A 17,803-nucleotide genomic window follows, 5' to 3' on the forward strand; every position below is an offset into this window, starting at 1 on the left:
GCAGTTGTATGTATTGAGAATTAATGAAAATCCTTCCTGTATTCTCTGCGGCGACAAAACGTTGGCTGCAAAATATTCTGATGGCGGTATTCCTACTGGCTCTGGGGATCATTGGTGCTCGGCTGTGGCCCCACACTCCCCTTTACCAGGGTATCCCTTTTTCCTCTGTTTACTACGATCGCCATGGCGTATTGATGCGGATCACTCTGGCTAATGATGATCGTTATCGTTTGTGGACACCGCTGGAAAAGATCTCGCCTTTAGCAGTGCAGGGCATGTTGTTGCATGAAGATCTCTGGTTCTATTACAACCCCGGTTTTAACCCGGTTAGCCTGCTGCGTGGTTTTTGGCGCAGTTATGTGGCAGGTGGCAAAATACAGGGGGGCTCTACTATCACCATGCAGTTGGCGCGGATGCATTGGCATCTGAATACCCGCACGCCGGGAGGAAAAGTGGTGCAGGTGCTAAGGGCTATCCAACTGGAGTTGAGCTATTCCAAGCGAGATATTCTGGAAGCCTACCTGAATTACGCTCCCTATGGCCGCAATATTGAAAGTATAGGTGCGGCCAGTCTGATCTATTTTGCTAAAGCGCCACAGGATCTAACATTGCCGGAGGCGCTGACGCTTGCTGTTTTACCCCAATCACCAAGCTACCGCATTGATCCTAAAACAGGCGTTCTGGGGGAGGCGCTGACACAGGCACGCAATCGCCTGTTCCAGCGTTGGCAGGAGGTTTATGACACAGACTCTAGCCAGAAAGCGCTGTTCCAGTTACCACTAGCGCTGCGCCAACCGGAGCAGATGCCCTATATTGCGCCGCATTTTATCGAACAACTGCGCCAGCAGACTCAGCGGTTGGTGCAACGCGATACCCGTATAGACACCACGCTGGATGCGGGGCTACAACGCCTGATTGAAAAACAGGTGAACGCATTTATTGCCCGTAATCAGAGCCGAGGTATACATAATGCCGCAGTGCTGCTGGTTGATAGCCGAGATATGGGGATACGTGCTCTGGTGGGCTCTGCCGATTACTACAATCGGGAAATTCAGGGCCAGGTAAACGGCACCAACGCCAAACGTTCTCCTGGTTCAACGCTCAAGCCATTTATTTATGCGTTGGGGATAGAGCAGGGCGTACTGCATCCGATGACTATCCTGAAGGATGTCCCTTCGTCATTCGGTGCTTATGCACCGGAGAATTTTGACCGGCGTTTTTTGGGGCCGGTCACTGCAACCGATGCGCTGAATTTCAGCCGCAATATTCCCGCTGTCTATGTGGCGTCGCAACTGCGCCAACCAACGTTCTATCAGTTTTTAAGCCTGTCCGGGATCGCGAATATGGCCAGTGAAAACCATTATGGCCTTTCGTTGGTATTGGGTGGTGGTGAGGTTACAGCGCAAGAATTGGCCAAACTGTATGCGTTATTGGCTAATCGAGGGTTCTTACGTCCTTTACGTATGCAGAAAAATGATGTCTATCCCCAACCGACACGCTTGCTTAGCGAAGAGGCCAGTTTTATTACGCTGGATATGTTGAGCCAGCATCGTCGTCCTGGCGACACGCTGGCGCAAAGGCCTTCATCATTGCCGGTATATTGGAAAACCGGCACTTCCTGGGGGTTTCGCGATGCGTGGAGTGTCGGAATTTTTGGGCCTTATATATTGGTGGTGTGGGAAGGGAATTTTGATAGCAAAGGCAATAACGTTTTTGTCGGCGCTGACGCAGCCGCTCCGCTGTTCTTCAATATTATCGATAGCGTTAATGCCAGTTATCCCGGGTTACAGGAGCCAAAACATCCCTTCCCGAAACAGCTGAAACGGGTAGAGATCTGCCTGGCCAGCGGCAACTTGCCTACGCAGTGGTGTCAGCAAAAAGGTAAAACCTGGTTTATTCCCGGTAAGTCACCGATAAAGGTAGATACTGTCTATCGCCCGGTGGTGTTGGATAGTCAAAGCGGTGACGTTGCCTGCCCGCCCTATGACGAGGCACAAACTCGCACCGAAGTGTTCGAGTTCTGGCCTTCGGATCTGGCAAATGTCTTCGCTCAGGCTGGATTACCCAAACGGGCTCCCCCGGTAAGCCATTGCAAGGATAATGGGGTTGATGCTGGTGGCAATCCCCCGCGTATTACTTCACCATTGAAAAATACCACTTATACCTTACGGCAGTCGCAGCAGGGGCGTGACAAAATCGCGTTTAACGCGGTGACGGATGCCGATAGTAAAACCATTTACTGGTTTGTGGACGATATCTATCTTGGCAGCAGCGCCAGTAAAAAAACCATCGATTGGCGGCCGATCAATAACGGGCATTATCGAATCAGCGCGGTGGATGATCATGGGCGAGCCGATAGTCGCCTGATCATGATTGAGTTGGTGAATTGATACTAGACGGTGCCCCTTAGTTGCGCCGCTCTGCAGCTCAAGAGCCTAATGGGTTAGCAAGGGGCAACATACAGCCCCTTTTGCATTTATTGGCCCTGCTATTTTGGGAAAACGCCAGCTTCTTTAGCCATGTTCTGTAGATAGCCAAAAACATTACCGACACGTAACCCATTGTGTTCATACTCGTTTGTTATCCAAGGGGTCAGACTACCCACTTGTTGAGCTGTCGCCAAAGATAACTTCAAGTCAACATACATATCGCTGAAATAGATAGCGGCAAACACGGGAACCCGGTTTTCCAGTAAACGATCGCTATCGTATAACGGTGACCAAACTCTACGCTCAGCCAGGATTTTAACCGGTTCGTTAAAAGGACGTAGTGCTGCAATGTCGGTAAACATCCACGGATAGATCATTTCACCTGTCAGGTAGAGTGGGCGTCTGTCTTCGGCAAAAGTTTGGAAATTATCTCGTTGGCGCTGTGCGGCCCAGTTTGTGGCTTTATCCTGCGCGTAGATGCTTTCGTGCAGTGCTGCAAATAGCGGATTTTCCGCATAGCTGGTCAATGCCATCACCTGCGCAAGGAATGTATCACTGAGCTGCTCGTCGGGATTAAAAGCCTCGTCAAACAACCAAAGCAGCCGCTCATAGCCTTCACTCATGCCAAGATCGATACCCAGACTTTGCAAACGCCTTACTGTCAGACGGTCTCCGTCGGGTAGCAGCACTTCTTCCTGCTCAAGTTTGTCGGCAATACGACCAACTTGTGCCTCCAAATGGGGGTAGCGTTGATAGAAAATACGGTTTTTGGCTACCACCTGTGGGTAGGTATGCGCATAGACTTCATCAGCATCGGGTTGAAGGCTGGCAAGGCCACCAGTCATAAAGCAGCAATGAAGGCCCTCTGGTGCCTGAGATAGATAGGTTAGGGTGATAAAGCCACCGTAGCTTTGCCCTAATGTACTCCACGGGCGATTACCAAAGCAGTTCTTACGCAAATATTCGGCATCAGCCACGATGGAGTCGGCGCGGAAACAAGCCAGATAATCTGCAGCCTGAATTTCAGTCAGCCCTGCCAGGCTTTTGCCTTCAATACGGCTGCTACGGCCTGTGCCGCGCTGATCGAGCAAGATCACCCGGTAACTTTTCAGTGCCTCTGCGATCCAACTGCTCCGTGCTGTAGGGCGTGGACTTTTACCTCCAGGGCCACCTTGTAAAAATAACAGACAAGGTAACTGTTCATCGCGTTGAGTCGGATCAACCAGTTCACGTGCAAAGATATCGATGGTGCGGGTATCCTGGCTATCGAACCAGTTAAGCGGAACCTGAACGATATGTTCGCGAACCCATATTGCTGGAAGTAAGTATTCTCTTTCAATGCTCATGTTTCTTCTTCCTGATTTGCTTGTTATATTCTTCCTGTTGGTCATCTTATAACGCAAGCGGTTTGTCCCAAGGTTTATTACTATAGCCTAATCAGGCCGTTTTTATGGCGGATCCCAGCGTGAAAATCTTCAATGAATAAAAATTTTATATTGATAAAAAGAATAACCCTGACTTTTAATCAGGTATATCCAGCCTAGCAGGAGCAGCGCATTTTTAAAATAGTTATCTGGCTAAAAATTTAGCAATTCTCAAAGTTTCAACAGTATTGTGAGGGGGCTTATCCATTGATAAGTATAAATTATTGTAATGTTATCCGTCTTGACATTCGATAGTCACTTTTAAGTGGGTATGATATTTTACCTGTCAGGTTATTTCAGTATTGTCTTATAAAAACAGCATATGACTAAGAGCAAAGATGTTACTGAGTTTATTGTGGTTCATAGTTATAGGATTATTCTTTTCATAAATATTTATGGTGTAATTTTTATTGAATGTTTTACTTGGGAGTTTAACTGTAGTCTGTAGTTAATGAGTTATTAGTTTCTCAGTTAATTAACAATGGCAAAGAACTGGTAGCTTGATGCATGGTGAGCTTATATACCCAAGTTACTTCAAGTTGCATGTAGGCGGCCACTGAGCGACAAATCTGCCAAGCAGATTTGAACGCTGCTTGCAGCGGCTCCGAAGTGGCGAGGCCCAGCATGGGCCGAGTAACGCAGCCAACACCCATGCAGCTTGAAGGGTTACGGGTATATTCAGCCTAGTTGATGGTGCTTTCATACCCATAAAGTTACTGGCAACTTCTTTTGCTAGCGGTAGTCGAGCAACACCGCCGCTCCCCATTCAGCCTAGCTGTGCTTTATTCTTGCATAGAAACAACAAGTGCCTTTATTTTCATCGCCTTTTCAAAGTGATCCAGTTTCATTTCCTGGATCCACCAGCAGGCTGCCTCCATCAATAGTTCAGGATCATCGTTTTTGTTAGCGAAAAAAGCATAAAATGAAAGTCCTACGTTACTTCCCTTGGCAGCGATCTTGTCATCGCAAACCTGAATTATCTTATCCTTTAGCGTCTTTCTCATCATGGCCTCGTTACTGATGGTTGTTCGGACTATTCTGACCAATCAAATCCTGCGATTGCGGCATACAATACACGCTAGGCTGTGTCCCTTAATTGCACGTGAGCGCCGCTGGCGGTCATTTGCGCACAGGGCAAGGCGTGAGCCGCGAGGTTTGGTGGACCCAATAAGCGGCGAACAACGCAGCAATGCGCGCAAATGGCCCCAGCCCGAAGGGTCGCGCCCCAAAAGCCCGTTTTCTGTGTTGTCGGGCTTGAACAGAGGGCCACTCTGCCCTTCACCCTCCGCCTTGATAACGGGCTTTTGGGTCTGCGACGGCACCACGGGCAATTAAGGGACACAGCCTAATATCGAGCATTTTTAGTAGGTATCAGTAAAATGAATACAATAATAAATCAGACCCTTTAGCGTTAATTAAGAATAGGTATCTATGCAGGTTTTGTATCAGGATGAACATCTTATTGCCATCAACAAGCCCGCTGGCTGGCTGGTGCACCGCAGTTGGCTTGATCGCCATGAAAAACAGTTTGTTATGCAAACCGTGCGCGATCTGATTGGGCAACACGTATTTACTGTCCACCGTCTCGATCGCCCCACTTCTGGCGTGTTGCTGATGGCGCTGTCCAGCGATGTGGCGCGTTTGCTATCGCAACAGTTTGAGCAGCATCAGGTACAGAAAACCTATCACGCAGTGGTACGGGGCTATGTATTGCAGGGGGGAACTATCGATTACGCGCTAACAGAAGAGTTGGACAAGCTGGCAGACAAGCATGCCAACCCGGAGAAAGGCCCTAAATCGGCGGTCAGTCATTACCAGCCCTTAGCAACGGTTGAAATGCCGGTGGCCATTGGTCGTTACGCCACCTCACGCTATAGCCTGGTTGAGCTAAAGCCTGAAACTGGCCGTAAACACCAACTACGCCGCCATATGGTGCATATCCGTCATCCTATCATTGGGGATACGGCTCATGGCGATCTCCGCCAAAACCGGGGAATGGCTCAACACTTCTCTTGCTCTCGCCTAATGCTACATGCAACCCATGTTCAACTGAGTCACCCTATCAGCGGTGAACCTCTGCAGATTTCTGCGCCATGGGATCCCGCCTGGCAAGGTGTTATGGCTCAGTTTGGCTGGCTCGACGTTGTCCCTGAACTTGCCGGGGTTGAGTTTCCGTTGGCTAGCGGTCAGGATAGCTGAACATTTTTTCAGGATAATCAGAGGAGCAGGATTGATGGCTCAGGTCGGCATTTTTGTAGGTACGGTCTACGGCAACTCATTGCTGGTTGCGGAAGAAGCGGAAACTATCCTTCAGGAGCAGGGCCACGAGGTCAAGCTGTTTGAAGAGGGGGGATTGGAAGCTTGGCAGTTTTACCGCCAGCATTATGCATTGGTGATCACCTCCACTACCGGGCAGGGCGATTTGCCGGACAGTATTGCACCGTTATTCCATGCGATCCGTGATCAGGTTGGTTATCAGCCAGAATTGCGTTATGGACTCATCGCGCTTGGTGACAGCAGCTACGATAACTTTTGCGGGGCCGGTCGTGCCTTTGATGTGCTGTTGCAAGAGCAAGGCGCGACGCGAGTGGGAGAGGTATTGGAGATCGATGCGATGGAACAGCCTGAACCAGAAGCTGTGTCCTGCCCGTGGGTCGAACAGTGGGGCGCATTGCTAAAATAACCCCTTCTGATCCGGTGCCTGGTGGCTGGCTACCAGGCACATCACACAGCTAACTTGCCTGTAATTCAAAGCCCTTGCGATACATTTACTTCCTTTAGCAGTTGTGCTGCGGCAACATCGGCAAACAGTGTGCATGCTGGATGAAAGCGCAGTATCGAAGCCGGGACCTTTTCCGTCAGCGGGCCTTCCAGCGCCTGTTTGAGTATTTGCGCTTTGTTCTCCCCAGTTACCAGCAGCAGGATATTTTTAGCTTGCATGATGGTTTTGATCCCCAGTGAGAAATAGGCGTCAGGTACCAGATCCTTGCCGCCTACTTCATTTGCCAGTATGGCCATCAGTGCTGGATTTTTACGATCTATGGCAATTCTATGCGCCTCACTGTCAAAGGGTGTACCTGGCAGGTTAGCTGCGATATGTCCGTCGCTGCCGAGGCCAAGCACTAACAGATCGATGCCACCATTGTTCGCTATCTGCCGATCCGCATGAAGATAATTACTTCCGTTCAAAGCATGGATACGCTCATCAGGTATACCGGCGGGCGTGAAAAGATGGCGTTGCAAGTGTTGATAAATAGCACCTTTGTCGTTCTCAAAAGGATGGAACGGAACTTCATCCTGCGTGTAGTAATGGACGTGTTGGTAGCGTTGGCTTTCACGCAGATGGGGGGTGAGTAACTGGTACAGGGCTAAAGGAGTCGAACCGCCGGTAGGGGCAAAGTTGAAGTGAAGATGCTGACGCATCGCATGCAGAATGTGATTTGCCGCTTGCTGATTGAGCTTTTCTATATTGGGAAATAATTCTATTTTCATCAGTTTTCCTTAGGCGATTCTGGTGTCTTGGCGCGGAGGCAAAAAAAACCTAACCCCTTAACTACTCGAAGCCGAAGCCATAAGCGTTAAGGAATTAGGTTTTGCCTGCGTAAGCAGTAACAATCCTTTCAGACTGAGTCCCTTAACGACTTGTCTATCACGTCATTAAGGGACTCAGTCTGACTACCAGCTAACCCTACCACAGAGTAAATAAATAAAAATGTGAGCCTGTTGGCACACAGTAAATCAAGTTAGCGTTATTTACCGCGGGTCAGTTTTTCCAGATCGGATTCGATCTCGGCAATTTTGTTGGAGACGACGCTTTCCAGATGGTGAAGGTCATCCAGGATTTTACGTTTTAAATCGACTTCTACCTGATCTCGGTGGCATAGCTGATCCAGCTCATCAATCACATAGCGTAGGTTTGGGTTGATTTCATGGATTTCTTTATAGCCTTGGCCAGCATTGTCAGCCACCACGGTCTTGCGCTGGCGCGGGTATTTGAACTTCACGCTTTTAGCAAAGAATTCGCCTTTGTCTTTGCGGAAGTAAATTTTAAGGATGTCGTTATTGGCCTCCTGACGCAGGCTGTAGCGATCAATATCTTCCGGTTGGTTGATTCCTAAGCTTTTCAGGTTGTCATACATAATCGCGCCACCTTTTAATTAACTTTAAGCCCCTGCCGTTTTTCAAGCCGCAGCAATGTTGACCTTATTGAGCCAACCACAGGTAAGTTCATCTTGCTATCTGGCCGCAACTTGAAATCCATAGGGTATTCCAGTTGTTATCTAATTTGCAGTTTAACTCACCGCAAGTATCAAATCCGGTAGGAATAACTACCAGAGATTATGGCGAAAACAGTCACCAGAGATTGTGACGGTTCACATGATGAAGATAAAAAAATGGCGGGTGAATCACCCGCCATTCAATATTAGTCGATGGATCGTAATAACTCATTGATCCCGACTTTTCCGCGCGTCTTGGCATCAACTTTCTTGACGATAACCGCGCAATACAGGCTGTATGAACCATCTTTGGAAGGCAGGTTACCAGAAACGACCACGGAACCGGCAGGCACTCGGCCATAGTGCACTTCACCAGTTTCACGGTCGAAAATACGGGTGCTTTGCCCCAGATAAACGCCCATGGAGATCACAGAACCTTCTTCAACGATTACACCTTCAACCACTTCTGAACGAGCGCCAATGAAACAATTGTCTTCAATGATGGTTGGATTGGCCTGCAGCGGTTCCAACACGCCACCGATGCCAACGCCGCCAGACAGGTGAACGTTTTTACCAATCTGCGCACAGGAACCGACGGTTGCCCAGGTATCTACCATTGTGCCTTCATCCACGTAGGCACCAATGTTGACGTAAGAAGGCATCAATACGCAGTTGCGTGCGATAAATGCACCCTGGCGGACACTGGCTGGTGGGACTACCCGGAAGCCCTCTTTCTGGAAGCGTGCATCGTCGTAGTCAGCGAATTTCATCGGCACTTTGTCGTAATAGCGGGTTTCGGAACCCTCCATGACTTTATTGTCGTTGATGCGGAAAGAGAGCAGCACGGCTTTTTTCAGCCACTGATGCGTTACCCACTGGCCATCGATCTTCTCGGCAACGCGCAGAACACCGCTGTCCAGTAGGGCGATCGCCTGGTTTACCGCTTCACGTGTCACAGTGTCTACGTTGGCCGGAGTAATTTCTGCACGGCGTTCGAAGGCGCTTTCAATAACGTTTTGTAATTGCTGCATTCTGATCTCTGTCCTGATTTTATTTACGAAAGGTTACTTGTATCACATTTTATCGGTTGGATTGAGGGCCTGTGTCAACCGTTGTTCCAACTTTCTGCGCATTTCAGGACTTAGGGCACGCCGATCGCTGTCGGCGAGGATGAACAAATCCTCAACGCGTTCACCGATGGTAGAAATGCGAGCACCATGTAATGAAAGCCTAAGGTCGGCAAAGACTTCCCCTACACGCGCCAGCAGACCAGGCTGATCGAGGGCAGTCAACTCCATGTAGCTGCGGCGATCGTTTTGGGCAGGCAGAAAGCTGACTTCGGTTGGTACGCTGAAATGACGCAACTTGGACGATGGACGACGCGCACGCGGTGGTTGGTACTCTCGCTGGGTGATCGCCTGTTCCAGGGCATGACGTATGGTCGCATGACGGTCTTGTGCCAACGGGCTGCCATCCGGCTCCAGTACGATAAATGTGTCCATGGCCATGCCGTCACGGTTAGTGAAGATCTGTGCGTCATGCACGCTGAGATTACGGCGATCCATTTCACCCGCAACGGCGGCAAATAAGTAAGGGCGATCGGGGCTCCAGATGAAAATCTCGGTTCCCCCGCGTGTTGCCTGGTGGCTGACCAATACCAGAGGCTTGGTCAGGTCATGGGCTAGCAGGTGGCGTGCGTGCCATGCAAGTTGATTGGGAGAATGCCGCAGGAAGTAATCGGCGCGGCAACGGCTCCAGATACGGTGCAGAGCCTCTTCATCAATATTATCCATACGCAACAGAGCCAGTGCCTGCAAACGATGGTGGCGAACGCGCTCACGTAGATCCGGGGTGTTTTGCATACCGCGCCGCAACTGTTTCTCGGTGGCAAAGTACAGCTCACGCAACAGGCTCTGCTTCCAACTGTTCCATAACGTCTCGTTGGTGGCACAGATGTCGGCAACCGTCAGACAAATAAGATAGCGCAGCCGCGTTTCACTCTGCACTTCGCTGCTGAATTGCTGAATAACGGCTGGGTCCTGAATGTCGCGCCGCTGTGCTGTTACGGACATCAACAGGTGGCAGCGTACCAACCAGGAGACCAATTGGGTCTCACGCGAGTTCAATCCATGTAATTCTGCGAACTCAAGCGCATCCTGAGCACCAAGTATGGAGTGATCGCCATCACGGCCTTTGGCAATATCGTGAAATAACGCAGCCAGCAACAGCAATTCAGGCTGAGGTAGACGAGGATAAAGCTCCACACACAATGGGTGGCGAGGGCGTGTTTTTTCATCGGCAAAGCTTTCCAGTTTTTGCAACACGCGAACGGTATGTTCATCAACGGTGTAAGCATGGAACAGGTCGAACTGCATCTGGCCGACAATATTGCCCCATAGCGGCATATAAGCCCACAGTACACTATGACGATGCATCGGGACTAGGGCTCGGGAAACCGCGCCGGGGTGACGCAGAATGGCCATAAACAGCTCTCTTGCTTCAGGAATGGTGCATAAGGGCTGTGCCAGGTGGCGGCGCGCGTGGCGTAACTGGCGTACGGTCGTAGAGTAGATACCGTTGATCTCACGGTTGCGCGCCATCAGGTAGAACATGCGCATAATGGCTTCAGGATGGCGCATAAACAGTGTTTCGTCGCGCAGATCGATCAGATTGCCACGCAATTGAAACTCATCGTTCAACGGGCGCGGCTTTTCCGTGGTATCCAGCGCCAGGATCGCTTCATCAAATAGCTGCAGCAACATGTGGTTTAGTTCGCTGACCCGGCGCGTCATGCGATAGAAATCCTTCATCATACGTTCTACCGGTGCATTGCCTTCCCCTTGATAACGCAGTAATTGAGCCACGCTGAGTTGGCGATCAAATAACAGGCGGTTGTCATAGCGTGATAGCACCAGGTGCAGCGCAAAGCGAATTCGCCAAAGGAAACTCAGGCATTCGTTCAATTCGCTTCGCTCAGCCTGAGTCAGGAAACCAAAACCAACCATTTCATCCAGCGATGTCGCTCCGAAATGGCGGCGAGCAACCCAAAGCAGCGTATGGACATCGCGCAACCCACCAGGGCTGCTCTTTATATCGGGTTCCAGGTTATAGCTGGTGCCGTGATAACGCTGGTGGCGTTCCTGCTGTTCAATCACTTTGGCATCAAAGAATTTTGGCGAAGGCCAGAATCCGTCGCTGAAAATGTGCTTCTGCATTTGCAAGAACAGGGCGACATCGCCGCAAATCATCCGCGACTCGATCAGGTTGGTGGCGACAGTCAGATCGGCAAGGCCTTCCAACAGGCACTCTTCCAGCGTGCGAACGCTGTGCCCAACCTCAAGTTTCAGATCCCACAGCAGAGTAATAAATTCGCCGACGCGAGCGGCTTGCTGTTCATTCAGACGTGTCTGGCTGAGTACCAGGACGTCAATATCAGACAGTGGGTGCAATTCCCCCCGCCCATAACCCCCCACGGCAACCAGCGCCGTGTCAGGAAAAGCGTCAAAGCCGTAGAACTGCCACAACCGGCGCAATAACCGATCGATGAATTCGCTGCGACCTGCAACCAGACTTTCAGCACTTGAGCCAGCATTGAAAGCCGTAGCCTGCCACTGTTGGAACTGTTCAAGGCGCTGCTTCAGCGCAATCCAGTTAATCTCTTCATCGCTGTATGTATTAGGAGATTCCGGCGGCTGTGGAACGGCCTGTTGCTTAACGACGGAGTTCTCTGGCTCATGATGATTTTCAGACATGATTTACAGCCCATAAAAAAGCCGGCAGTAGCCGGCTTGTCACAAGAGTGGCAGCATCAGCTGCGGTTCTTACTGTTCGTGCGTAATGATATTGGGGATAGTGTCATCCTTGCGCAACGTCATTATTTCGCAGCCGTTATCAGTGACCACAATAGTATGCTCGTACTGTGCCGACAAGCTGCGATCTTTGGTTTTTACCGTCCAGCCATCTTTCATGGTGCGGATGCGATAATCACCGGCATTAACCATAGGCTCAATAGTGAAAGCCATGCCCGGCTGCAGCACCACGCCACCATCATCGGCATCGTAATGTAGTACCTGCGGCTCCTCGTGGAATACTTCCCCGATACCGTGGCCACAGTATTCGCGCACTACCGAGAATTTCTCGGCTTCAACATATTGCTGGATAGCCTTGCCCAATGTGCGTAACCGAATACCGGGTTTTACCATCTTCAGCGCCAGATAGAGGCTTTCCTGGGTTACGCGGCACAGGCGTTCGCCCAGAATGGTGGGTTTACCAACGATGAACATTTTGGAGGTATCACCATGAAACCCGTCTTTGATCACGGTGACGTCTATATTGACGATATCCCCATCCTTCAGCACTTTGTCATCGCTTGGAATACCATGGCAGACGACTTCGTTCACCGAAATACACACGGATTTAGGGAAACCATGATAGCCCAGACAGGCGGAAATGGCCTGTTGTACATCGGTGATATATTCGTGACAGATCCTGTCCAGTTCACCGGTTGTTACGCCGGGTTTAACGTGCGGCTCGATGATTTCCAGCACTTCCGCGGCCAGACGGCCCGCAATGCGCATTTTCTGAATGTCATCAGGTGTTTTAATTGAAATTGCCATGAAAATGAGTCCACAGGTGTCGGTATCGTCGACAGTGTCGACAGTAAAAAGAAAGGCATTGGCTTATGGTATCAGCCCTTCCCAAGGCTGCCAAATTTCATTTCCGACCACCATACTGAATACAACAAAAGTTGGTGCCGGAGGCTGGTTTATGGTATAAAGCGCGCCGGCAGATCCGCATCTTTATTTTTGTGGCCTTTGTGGCTGGATGCGAATGTGGCCGAAAATACTTTAAACTGCACTCACATTGTGTAAATAACACACACGTATCGACACATTCGCCGGGGTGCCTTGAGATGGCCTATGCCATTGTCCGGGTCGGCGTTATGGGATACGTGGAGGCATAACCCCAATCATTCTATAGAGGTTTAATCATGGCAACTGTTTCCATGCGCGACATGCTCCAGGCTGGTGTACACTTTGGTCACCAGACCCGTTACTGGAACCCGAAAATGAAGCCTTTCATCTTCGGTGCTCGTAACAAGGTTCACATCATCAACCTGGAAAAAACCGTACCAATGGCCAACGCAGCACTGGCTGAACTGACCAAGATCTCTTCCCGTAAAGGCAAGATCCTGTTCGTTGGTACCAAGCGCGCAGCAAGCGAAGCGGTAAAAGAGTATGCTAACAACTGCGACCAGTTCTTTGTGAACCATCGCTGGTTGGGCGGCATGCTGACTAACTGGAAAACCGTTCGTCAGTCAATCAAACGTTTGAAAGATCTGGAAATTCAGTCTCAAGACGGCACCTTCGACAAGCTGACCAAGAAAGAAGCGCTGATGCGCACCCGTGAGTTGGACAAGCTGGAAAATTCTCTGGGTGGTATCAAGGACATGGGTGGTCTGCCAGACGCTCTGTTTGTTATCGATGCCGATCACGAACACATCGCGATCAAAGAAGCCAACAACCTGGGTATCCCGGTATTCTCTATCGTTGATACCAACTCCGATCCAGACGGCGTTGACTTCATCATCCCTGGTAACGACGACGCAATCCGTGCAATCAAATTGTATCTGGGTGCTGTTGCTACCGCCGTCCGTGAAGGTCGTTCTCAAGATCTGGCCGTTCAGGCGGAAGAAAGCTTCGTAGAAGCTGAATAATAAGGTCAAGCCCTTATTAACCAGGTATTGAATATGTTGGTTAGGGGGGCCTTTAAAGGCCCCCTTTGCTTATCTGAATGAGAACTATCTCCACGTGAGATAACCGAGGAAAAATAAATGGCTGATATTACTGCTGCTCTGGTAAAAGAACTGCGTGAGCGTACTGGCGCAGGCATGATGGATTGTAAAAAAGCGCTGATCGAAGCCAATGGCGACATCGAGCTGTCAATCGAAAACATGCGTAAGTCTGGCGCTATCAAAGCGGCTAAAAAGGCAGGTAACGTTGCTGCTGACGGCGTGATCAAAACCCGGATCGAAGGCAACTACGCCATGATCCTGGAAGTTAACTGCCAGACTGACTTCGTTGCCAAAGATGGCGGCTTCCAGGCTTTTGCTGAAAAAGTACTGGATGCAGCTGTTGCAGGCAAAATCACTGATGTTGAAGTCCTGAAAGCGCAGTTCGAAGAAGAGCGTGTAGCCCTGGTGGCAAAAATCGGTGAGAACATCAACATCCGCCGTGTTGCTTCCCTGGAAGGCGAAGTGCTGGGTAGCTATCTGCACGGCGCGCGTATCGGTGTTCTGGTTGCAGCCAAAGGCGCTGATGAAGAGCTGGTTAAGCAACTGGCTATGCACGTTGCGGCAAGCAAGCCTGAGTTCGTGAAGCCTGAAGATGTGTCTGCTGAAGTGGTAGAAAAAGAGTACCAGGTTCAGTTGGACATCGCTATGCAGTCTGGCAAGCCGAAAGAAATCGCAGAGAAAATGGTTGAAGGCCGCATGAAGAAATTCACCGGCGAAGTTTCTCTGACCGGTCAGCCTTTCGTTATTGACCCGAGCAAAACTGTTGGTCAGTTGCTGAAAGAGCGCAATGCCGACGTGATCAACTTCATCCGCTTTGAAGTGGGTGAGGGCATCGAGAAAGTTGAAACCGATTTTGCTGCTGAAGTTGCAGCAATGAGCAAACAGTCTTAATGCCTGTTAATGGAACCGCCGTTAGGGCGGTTCCATTCTATCCAGCCAGAGATAAACTGATGGCCGCTTTGTGCGACTATACTCAGCATAGTACGGCGTATCGTACCGCTAAAACCTCCAATACTATTACTGCTTCTTAGGACAGAACACCATGGCAACCAATGCAAAACCCGTTTATCAGCGTATTCTGCTCAAACTGAGTGGCGAAGCCCTGCAAGGTGCAGAAGGTTTCGGGATCGACGCCAGCGTTTTGGATCGCATGGCTCAGGAAGTTAAAGAGCTGGTCGAACTGGGCATTCAAGTCGGTGTAGTTATTGGCGGTGGCAACCTTTTCCGTGGTGCGGGCCTGGCACAAGCTGGCATGAATCGCGTAGTGGGCGATCACATGGGAATGCTGGCTACCGTGATGAACGGCCTGGCTATGCGTGATGCACTGCACCGTGCCTATGTGAACGCCCGCCTGATGTCTGCAATTCCATTGAATGGCGTGTGTGATAATTACAGTTGGGCAGAAGCGATCAGCCTGCTGCGTAACAACCGCGTGGTGATTTTCTCCGCGGGTACCGGTAACCCATTCTTTACCACCGATTCTGCGGCCTGCTTGCGTGGGATCGAAATTGAAGCCGATGTGGTATTGAAAGCAACTAAAGTCGATGGTGTATACTCTGCTGATCCAGTGAAAAACCCGGATGCAACGCTGTTCGAGCAGTTAACTTATCAGGATGTATTGGAACGGGAACTGAAAGTCATGGATCTGGCGGCGTTTACGCTTGCTCGTGATCACGGCTTGCCAATCCGAGTGTTCAATATGAACAAGCCCGGTGCGCTGCGTCGCGTGGTAATGGGTGAAAACGAAGGTACACTGATCACCAAATAACGGCTGTTCGGCCAAATTTAGCGGGAGCAGATATCGCCAGGCGAGGTTTGCTCCTCTTGAGTAAAATACACGGGTTATACTTTAACCCTACGGATTTCAAGCCGCAGCCATCAACGCAGTGGTTTGATAATCGAGGGGGATATTCGGGTATTGCCTGCCAAGTAACCAGCTTCCAAGGGTTCGCAACGTGATTAATGAAATCAGAAAAGATGCTGATACGCGTATGGAAAAAAGCGTAGAAGCATTCAAAAACCAAATCAGCAAGATCCGTACTGGCCGTGCTTCCCCATCTATTCTGGATGGTATTATGGTTGAGTACTACGGTTCTGCAACGCCGTTGCGCCAACTGGCCAACGTGACCGTTGAAGATTCCCGCACTCTGGCGATCAACCTATTTGATCGTTCTCTGGGCTCAGCGGTTGAAAAAGCGATCATGTCTTCCGATCTTGGTCTGAATCCCAACTCTGCCGGTACTGTGATCCGTGTTCCACTTCCTCCGCTGACGGAAGAGCGCCGTAAGGATCTGATCAAGGTAGTACGTGGTGAGGCCGAGCAGGGCCGCGTTGCCGTACGTAACGTACGTCGCGACGCCAACGATAAAGTTAAAGCGCTGCTGAAAGACAAACAAATCAGCGAAGACGAAGATCGCCGTTCGCAAGAAGACATTCAGAAAATGACCGATGCATACATCAAGCTGCTTGATGCTGCTCTGGCAGACAAAGAAAAAGAGTTGATGGATTTCTAATCGCCATCGAGCATCAATAAAGCGTCGCTTGAGCGGCGCTTTATTTTTTGTGCATATACTTGTCATACTTCCGGTTATCTGTGCGCACAGATAATGCGTTGCAGTTTGAATGACAAGGGTATGGACAAGCTGTGATTCCGGTTACACACTGGAACACCTCCGACCTCATTATACAGTGATTCAGAGCGAACTCATGAAGCAACTGACTATTCTGGGCTCCACCGGTTCTGTGGGCACCAGCACCCTGGCCGTTGTCAGGGCGAATCCCGACCTTTTTGCGATCAAAGCGCTGGTAGCTGGCCATAATGTGGCGGTAATGGCGCAACAGTGCATCGAGTTCCATCCTGACTATGTGGCAATGGCCGATGAAAAATCCGCGAGCGAGTTACGAGCCCTATTGGCGGAAAACGGTGTGAAAACTGAAGTGCTGGTTGGCGAGCAGGCTGCCTGCGAACTGGCGGCGCTGGATGATGTCGATCAGGTTACCGCGGCTATTGTTGGTGCAGCAGGGCTTTTGCCTACCTTAGCGGCCATTCGTGCGGGTAAACAGGTTCTGCTGGCAAACAAAGAATCATTGGTGACCTGTGGCCGCCTGTTTATGGACGCGGTACAAAAAAGCCAGGCACAACTGCTGCCCCTCGACAGCGAGCACAATGCCATTTTCCAGAGTTTGCCGGAAAGTATTCAGCGTCAGCTAGGCTCGGCCTCACTGGAAGAACATGGCGTCTCGCGCATTGTTCTTACAGGGTCTGGTGGCCCGTTCCGCACCACACCGTTGGAACAGTTGGTTGCTATGACACCGAATCAGGCCTGTGCTCACCCTAACTGGTCTATGGGGCGCAAAATCTCGGTGGATTCCGCCACCATGATGAATAAAGGTCTGGAATATATTGAAGCACGCTGGTTGTTTAATGCTTCTGCTGAACAAATGGAAGTTATTTTACATCCTCAATCGGTGATCCACTCCATGGTGCGCTATACAGATGGCAGCGTGCTAGCCCAACTGGGAACGCCAGATATGCGCACACCTATTGCCCATGCGATGGCTTATCCGCAGCGGGTCAATTCCGGGGTCGCTGCGCTCGATTTCTGCCGTATCGGGTCGCTAACCTTCTCTGAACCCGAACGTGGTCGCTATCCTTGCCTGTATTTGGCGATTGATGCTTTCGAAGCTGGGCAAGCTGCAACCACTGCGCTTAATGCTGCCAATGAGATCGCCGTAGCGGCATTCTTACAAGAGCAAATTCGTTTTACTGATATTTCTGTAGTTAACCAAAAAGTTGTTGAATGCTTGGCGCTACAGGAGCCGACATGTATTGATATGGTTTTAGATATTGATCGTCAGGCCCGTGAGATGGCTAGCGGTTTCGTTCGCTCATTACGTGTTTAATCAAAAGACTATGTTTCGTTTTAACCGCGGTTGATT

At 50.2% G+C, this 17,803-nt stretch carries 15 protein-coding genes; 8 read left to right on the forward strand and 7 right to left on the reverse strand.

The features are described 5' to 3' along the window. The first annotated feature begins 23 nt into the window (after nt 1-23). Entirely contained in the window at nt 24-2,390 is a 2,367-nt protein-coding gene (pbpC, locus tag SAQUA_RS06110) for a penicillin-binding protein 1C (protein ID WP_380673924.1), read from the forward strand. Nucleotides 2,391-2,488: 98 nt separating this feature from the next. On the opposite strand, the gene SAQUA_RS06115 is transcribed toward pbpC, so the two are convergent. Both SAQUA_RS06115 and SAQUA_RS06120 read right to left on the reverse strand, forming a co-directional pair. Beyond that, complete coding sequence (locus SAQUA_RS06115; protein WP_380673923.1) at nt 2,489-3,775, reverse strand: alpha/beta fold hydrolase; 1,287 nt, start codon at nt 3,773-3,775, stop codon at nt 2,489-2,491. A gap of 860 nt (nt 3,776-4,635) precedes the next feature. After that, nucleotides 4,636-4,857 carry a DUF6500 family protein gene (locus tag SAQUA_RS06120; RefSeq protein WP_380674184.1) on the reverse strand — a complete coding sequence of 74 codons (222 nt, stop codon included), beginning with the start codon at nt 4,855-4,857 and terminating at the stop codon, nt 4,636-4,638. Between the two features lie 427 nt (nt 4,858-5,284). On the opposite strand from SAQUA_RS06120, the gene truC reads away from it, so the two are divergent. Together truC and SAQUA_RS06130 are read left to right on the forward strand one after the other, a co-directional pair. Continuing rightward, on the forward strand, nt 5,285-6,052 hold the full coding sequence (truC, locus tag SAQUA_RS06125; protein ID WP_380673922.1) for a tRNA pseudouridine(65) synthase TruC: 768 nt from the start codon (nt 5,285-5,287) through the stop codon (nt 6,050-6,052). Nucleotides 6,053-6,086: 34 nt separating this feature from the next. Continuing rightward, on the forward strand, nt 6,087-6,536 hold the full coding sequence (locus SAQUA_RS06130; RefSeq protein WP_380673921.1) for a flavodoxin: 450 nt from the start codon (nt 6,087-6,089) through the stop codon (nt 6,534-6,536). A gap of 65 nt (nt 6,537-6,601) precedes the next feature. Here SAQUA_RS06130 and SAQUA_RS06135 read toward each other — a convergent pair whose 3' ends face one another. The 5 genes from SAQUA_RS06135 to map form a co-directional block, all read right to left on the reverse strand. Then, nucleotides 6,602-7,345 carry a 6-phosphogluconolactonase gene (locus tag SAQUA_RS06135; protein WP_380673920.1) on the reverse strand — a complete coding sequence of 248 codons (744 nt, stop codon included), beginning with the start codon at nt 7,343-7,345 and terminating at the stop codon, nt 6,602-6,604. 257 nt (nt 7,346-7,602) lie between these two features. Then, complete coding sequence (locus SAQUA_RS06140) at nt 7,603-7,992, reverse strand: DUF3461 family protein (RefSeq protein WP_380673919.1); 390 nt, start codon at nt 7,990-7,992, stop codon at nt 7,603-7,605. A 284-nt stretch (nt 7,993-8,276) separates the two neighbouring features. Next, a complete protein-coding gene (dapD, locus tag SAQUA_RS06145; protein ID WP_380673918.1) occupies nt 8,277-9,101 on the reverse strand; it encodes a 2,3,4,5-tetrahydropyridine-2,6-dicarboxylate N-succinyltransferase in 825 nt (274 codons plus the stop codon). Nucleotides 9,102-9,143: 42 nt separating this feature from the next. Then, the gene (glnD, locus tag SAQUA_RS06150; protein ID WP_380673917.1) at nt 9,144-11,822 is read right to left on the reverse strand and encodes a bifunctional uridylyltransferase/uridylyl-removing protein GlnD; all 2,679 of its coding nucleotides are present in this window, start codon (nt 11,820-11,822) and stop codon (nt 9,144-9,146) included. A 69-nt stretch (nt 11,823-11,891) separates the two neighbouring features. Beyond that, on the reverse strand, nt 11,892-12,686 hold the full coding sequence (gene map / locus SAQUA_RS06155; protein WP_380673916.1) for a type I methionyl aminopeptidase: 795 nt from the start codon (nt 12,684-12,686) through the stop codon (nt 11,892-11,894). A gap of 374 nt (nt 12,687-13,060) precedes the next feature. Here map and rpsB point away from each other — a divergent pair, with 374 nt between their 5' ends. The 5 genes from rpsB (at nt 13,061) to ispC (ending at nt 17,767) form a co-directional block, all read left to right on the forward strand. Next, nucleotides 13,061-13,786, forward strand: coding sequence for a 30S ribosomal protein S2 (gene rpsB, locus SAQUA_RS06160; protein WP_380673915.1), 726 nt, complete (start codon nt 13,061-13,063; stop codon nt 13,784-13,786). A gap of 117 nt (nt 13,787-13,903) precedes the next feature. Then, on the forward strand, nt 13,904-14,755 hold the full coding sequence (tsf, locus tag SAQUA_RS06165; RefSeq protein ID WP_380673914.1) for a translation elongation factor Ts: 852 nt from the start codon (nt 13,904-13,906) through the stop codon (nt 14,753-14,755). A 151-nt stretch (nt 14,756-14,906) separates the two neighbouring features. Then, on the forward strand, nt 14,907-15,632 hold the full coding sequence (gene pyrH / locus SAQUA_RS06170; protein WP_024910155.1) for a UMP kinase: 726 nt from the start codon (nt 14,907-14,909) through the stop codon (nt 15,630-15,632). A gap of 187 nt (nt 15,633-15,819) precedes the next feature. Next, nucleotides 15,820-16,377 carry a ribosome recycling factor gene (frr, locus tag SAQUA_RS06175; protein WP_380673913.1) on the forward strand — a complete coding sequence of 186 codons (558 nt, stop codon included), beginning with the start codon at nt 15,820-15,822 and terminating at the stop codon, nt 16,375-16,377. 193 nt (nt 16,378-16,570) lie between these two features. Beyond that, complete coding sequence (gene ispC, locus SAQUA_RS06180) at nt 16,571-17,767, forward strand: 1-deoxy-D-xylulose-5-phosphate reductoisomerase (RefSeq protein ID WP_380673912.1); 1,197 nt, start codon at nt 16,571-16,573, stop codon at nt 17,765-17,767. Nucleotides 17,768-17,803 lie beyond the last annotated feature (36 nt).

The sequence above is a fragment of the Serratia aquatilis genome (assembly GCF_044865145.1).
GTDB classification, from domain to species: domain Bacteria; phylum Pseudomonadota; class Gammaproteobacteria; order Enterobacterales; family Enterobacteriaceae; genus Chania; species Chania aquatilis.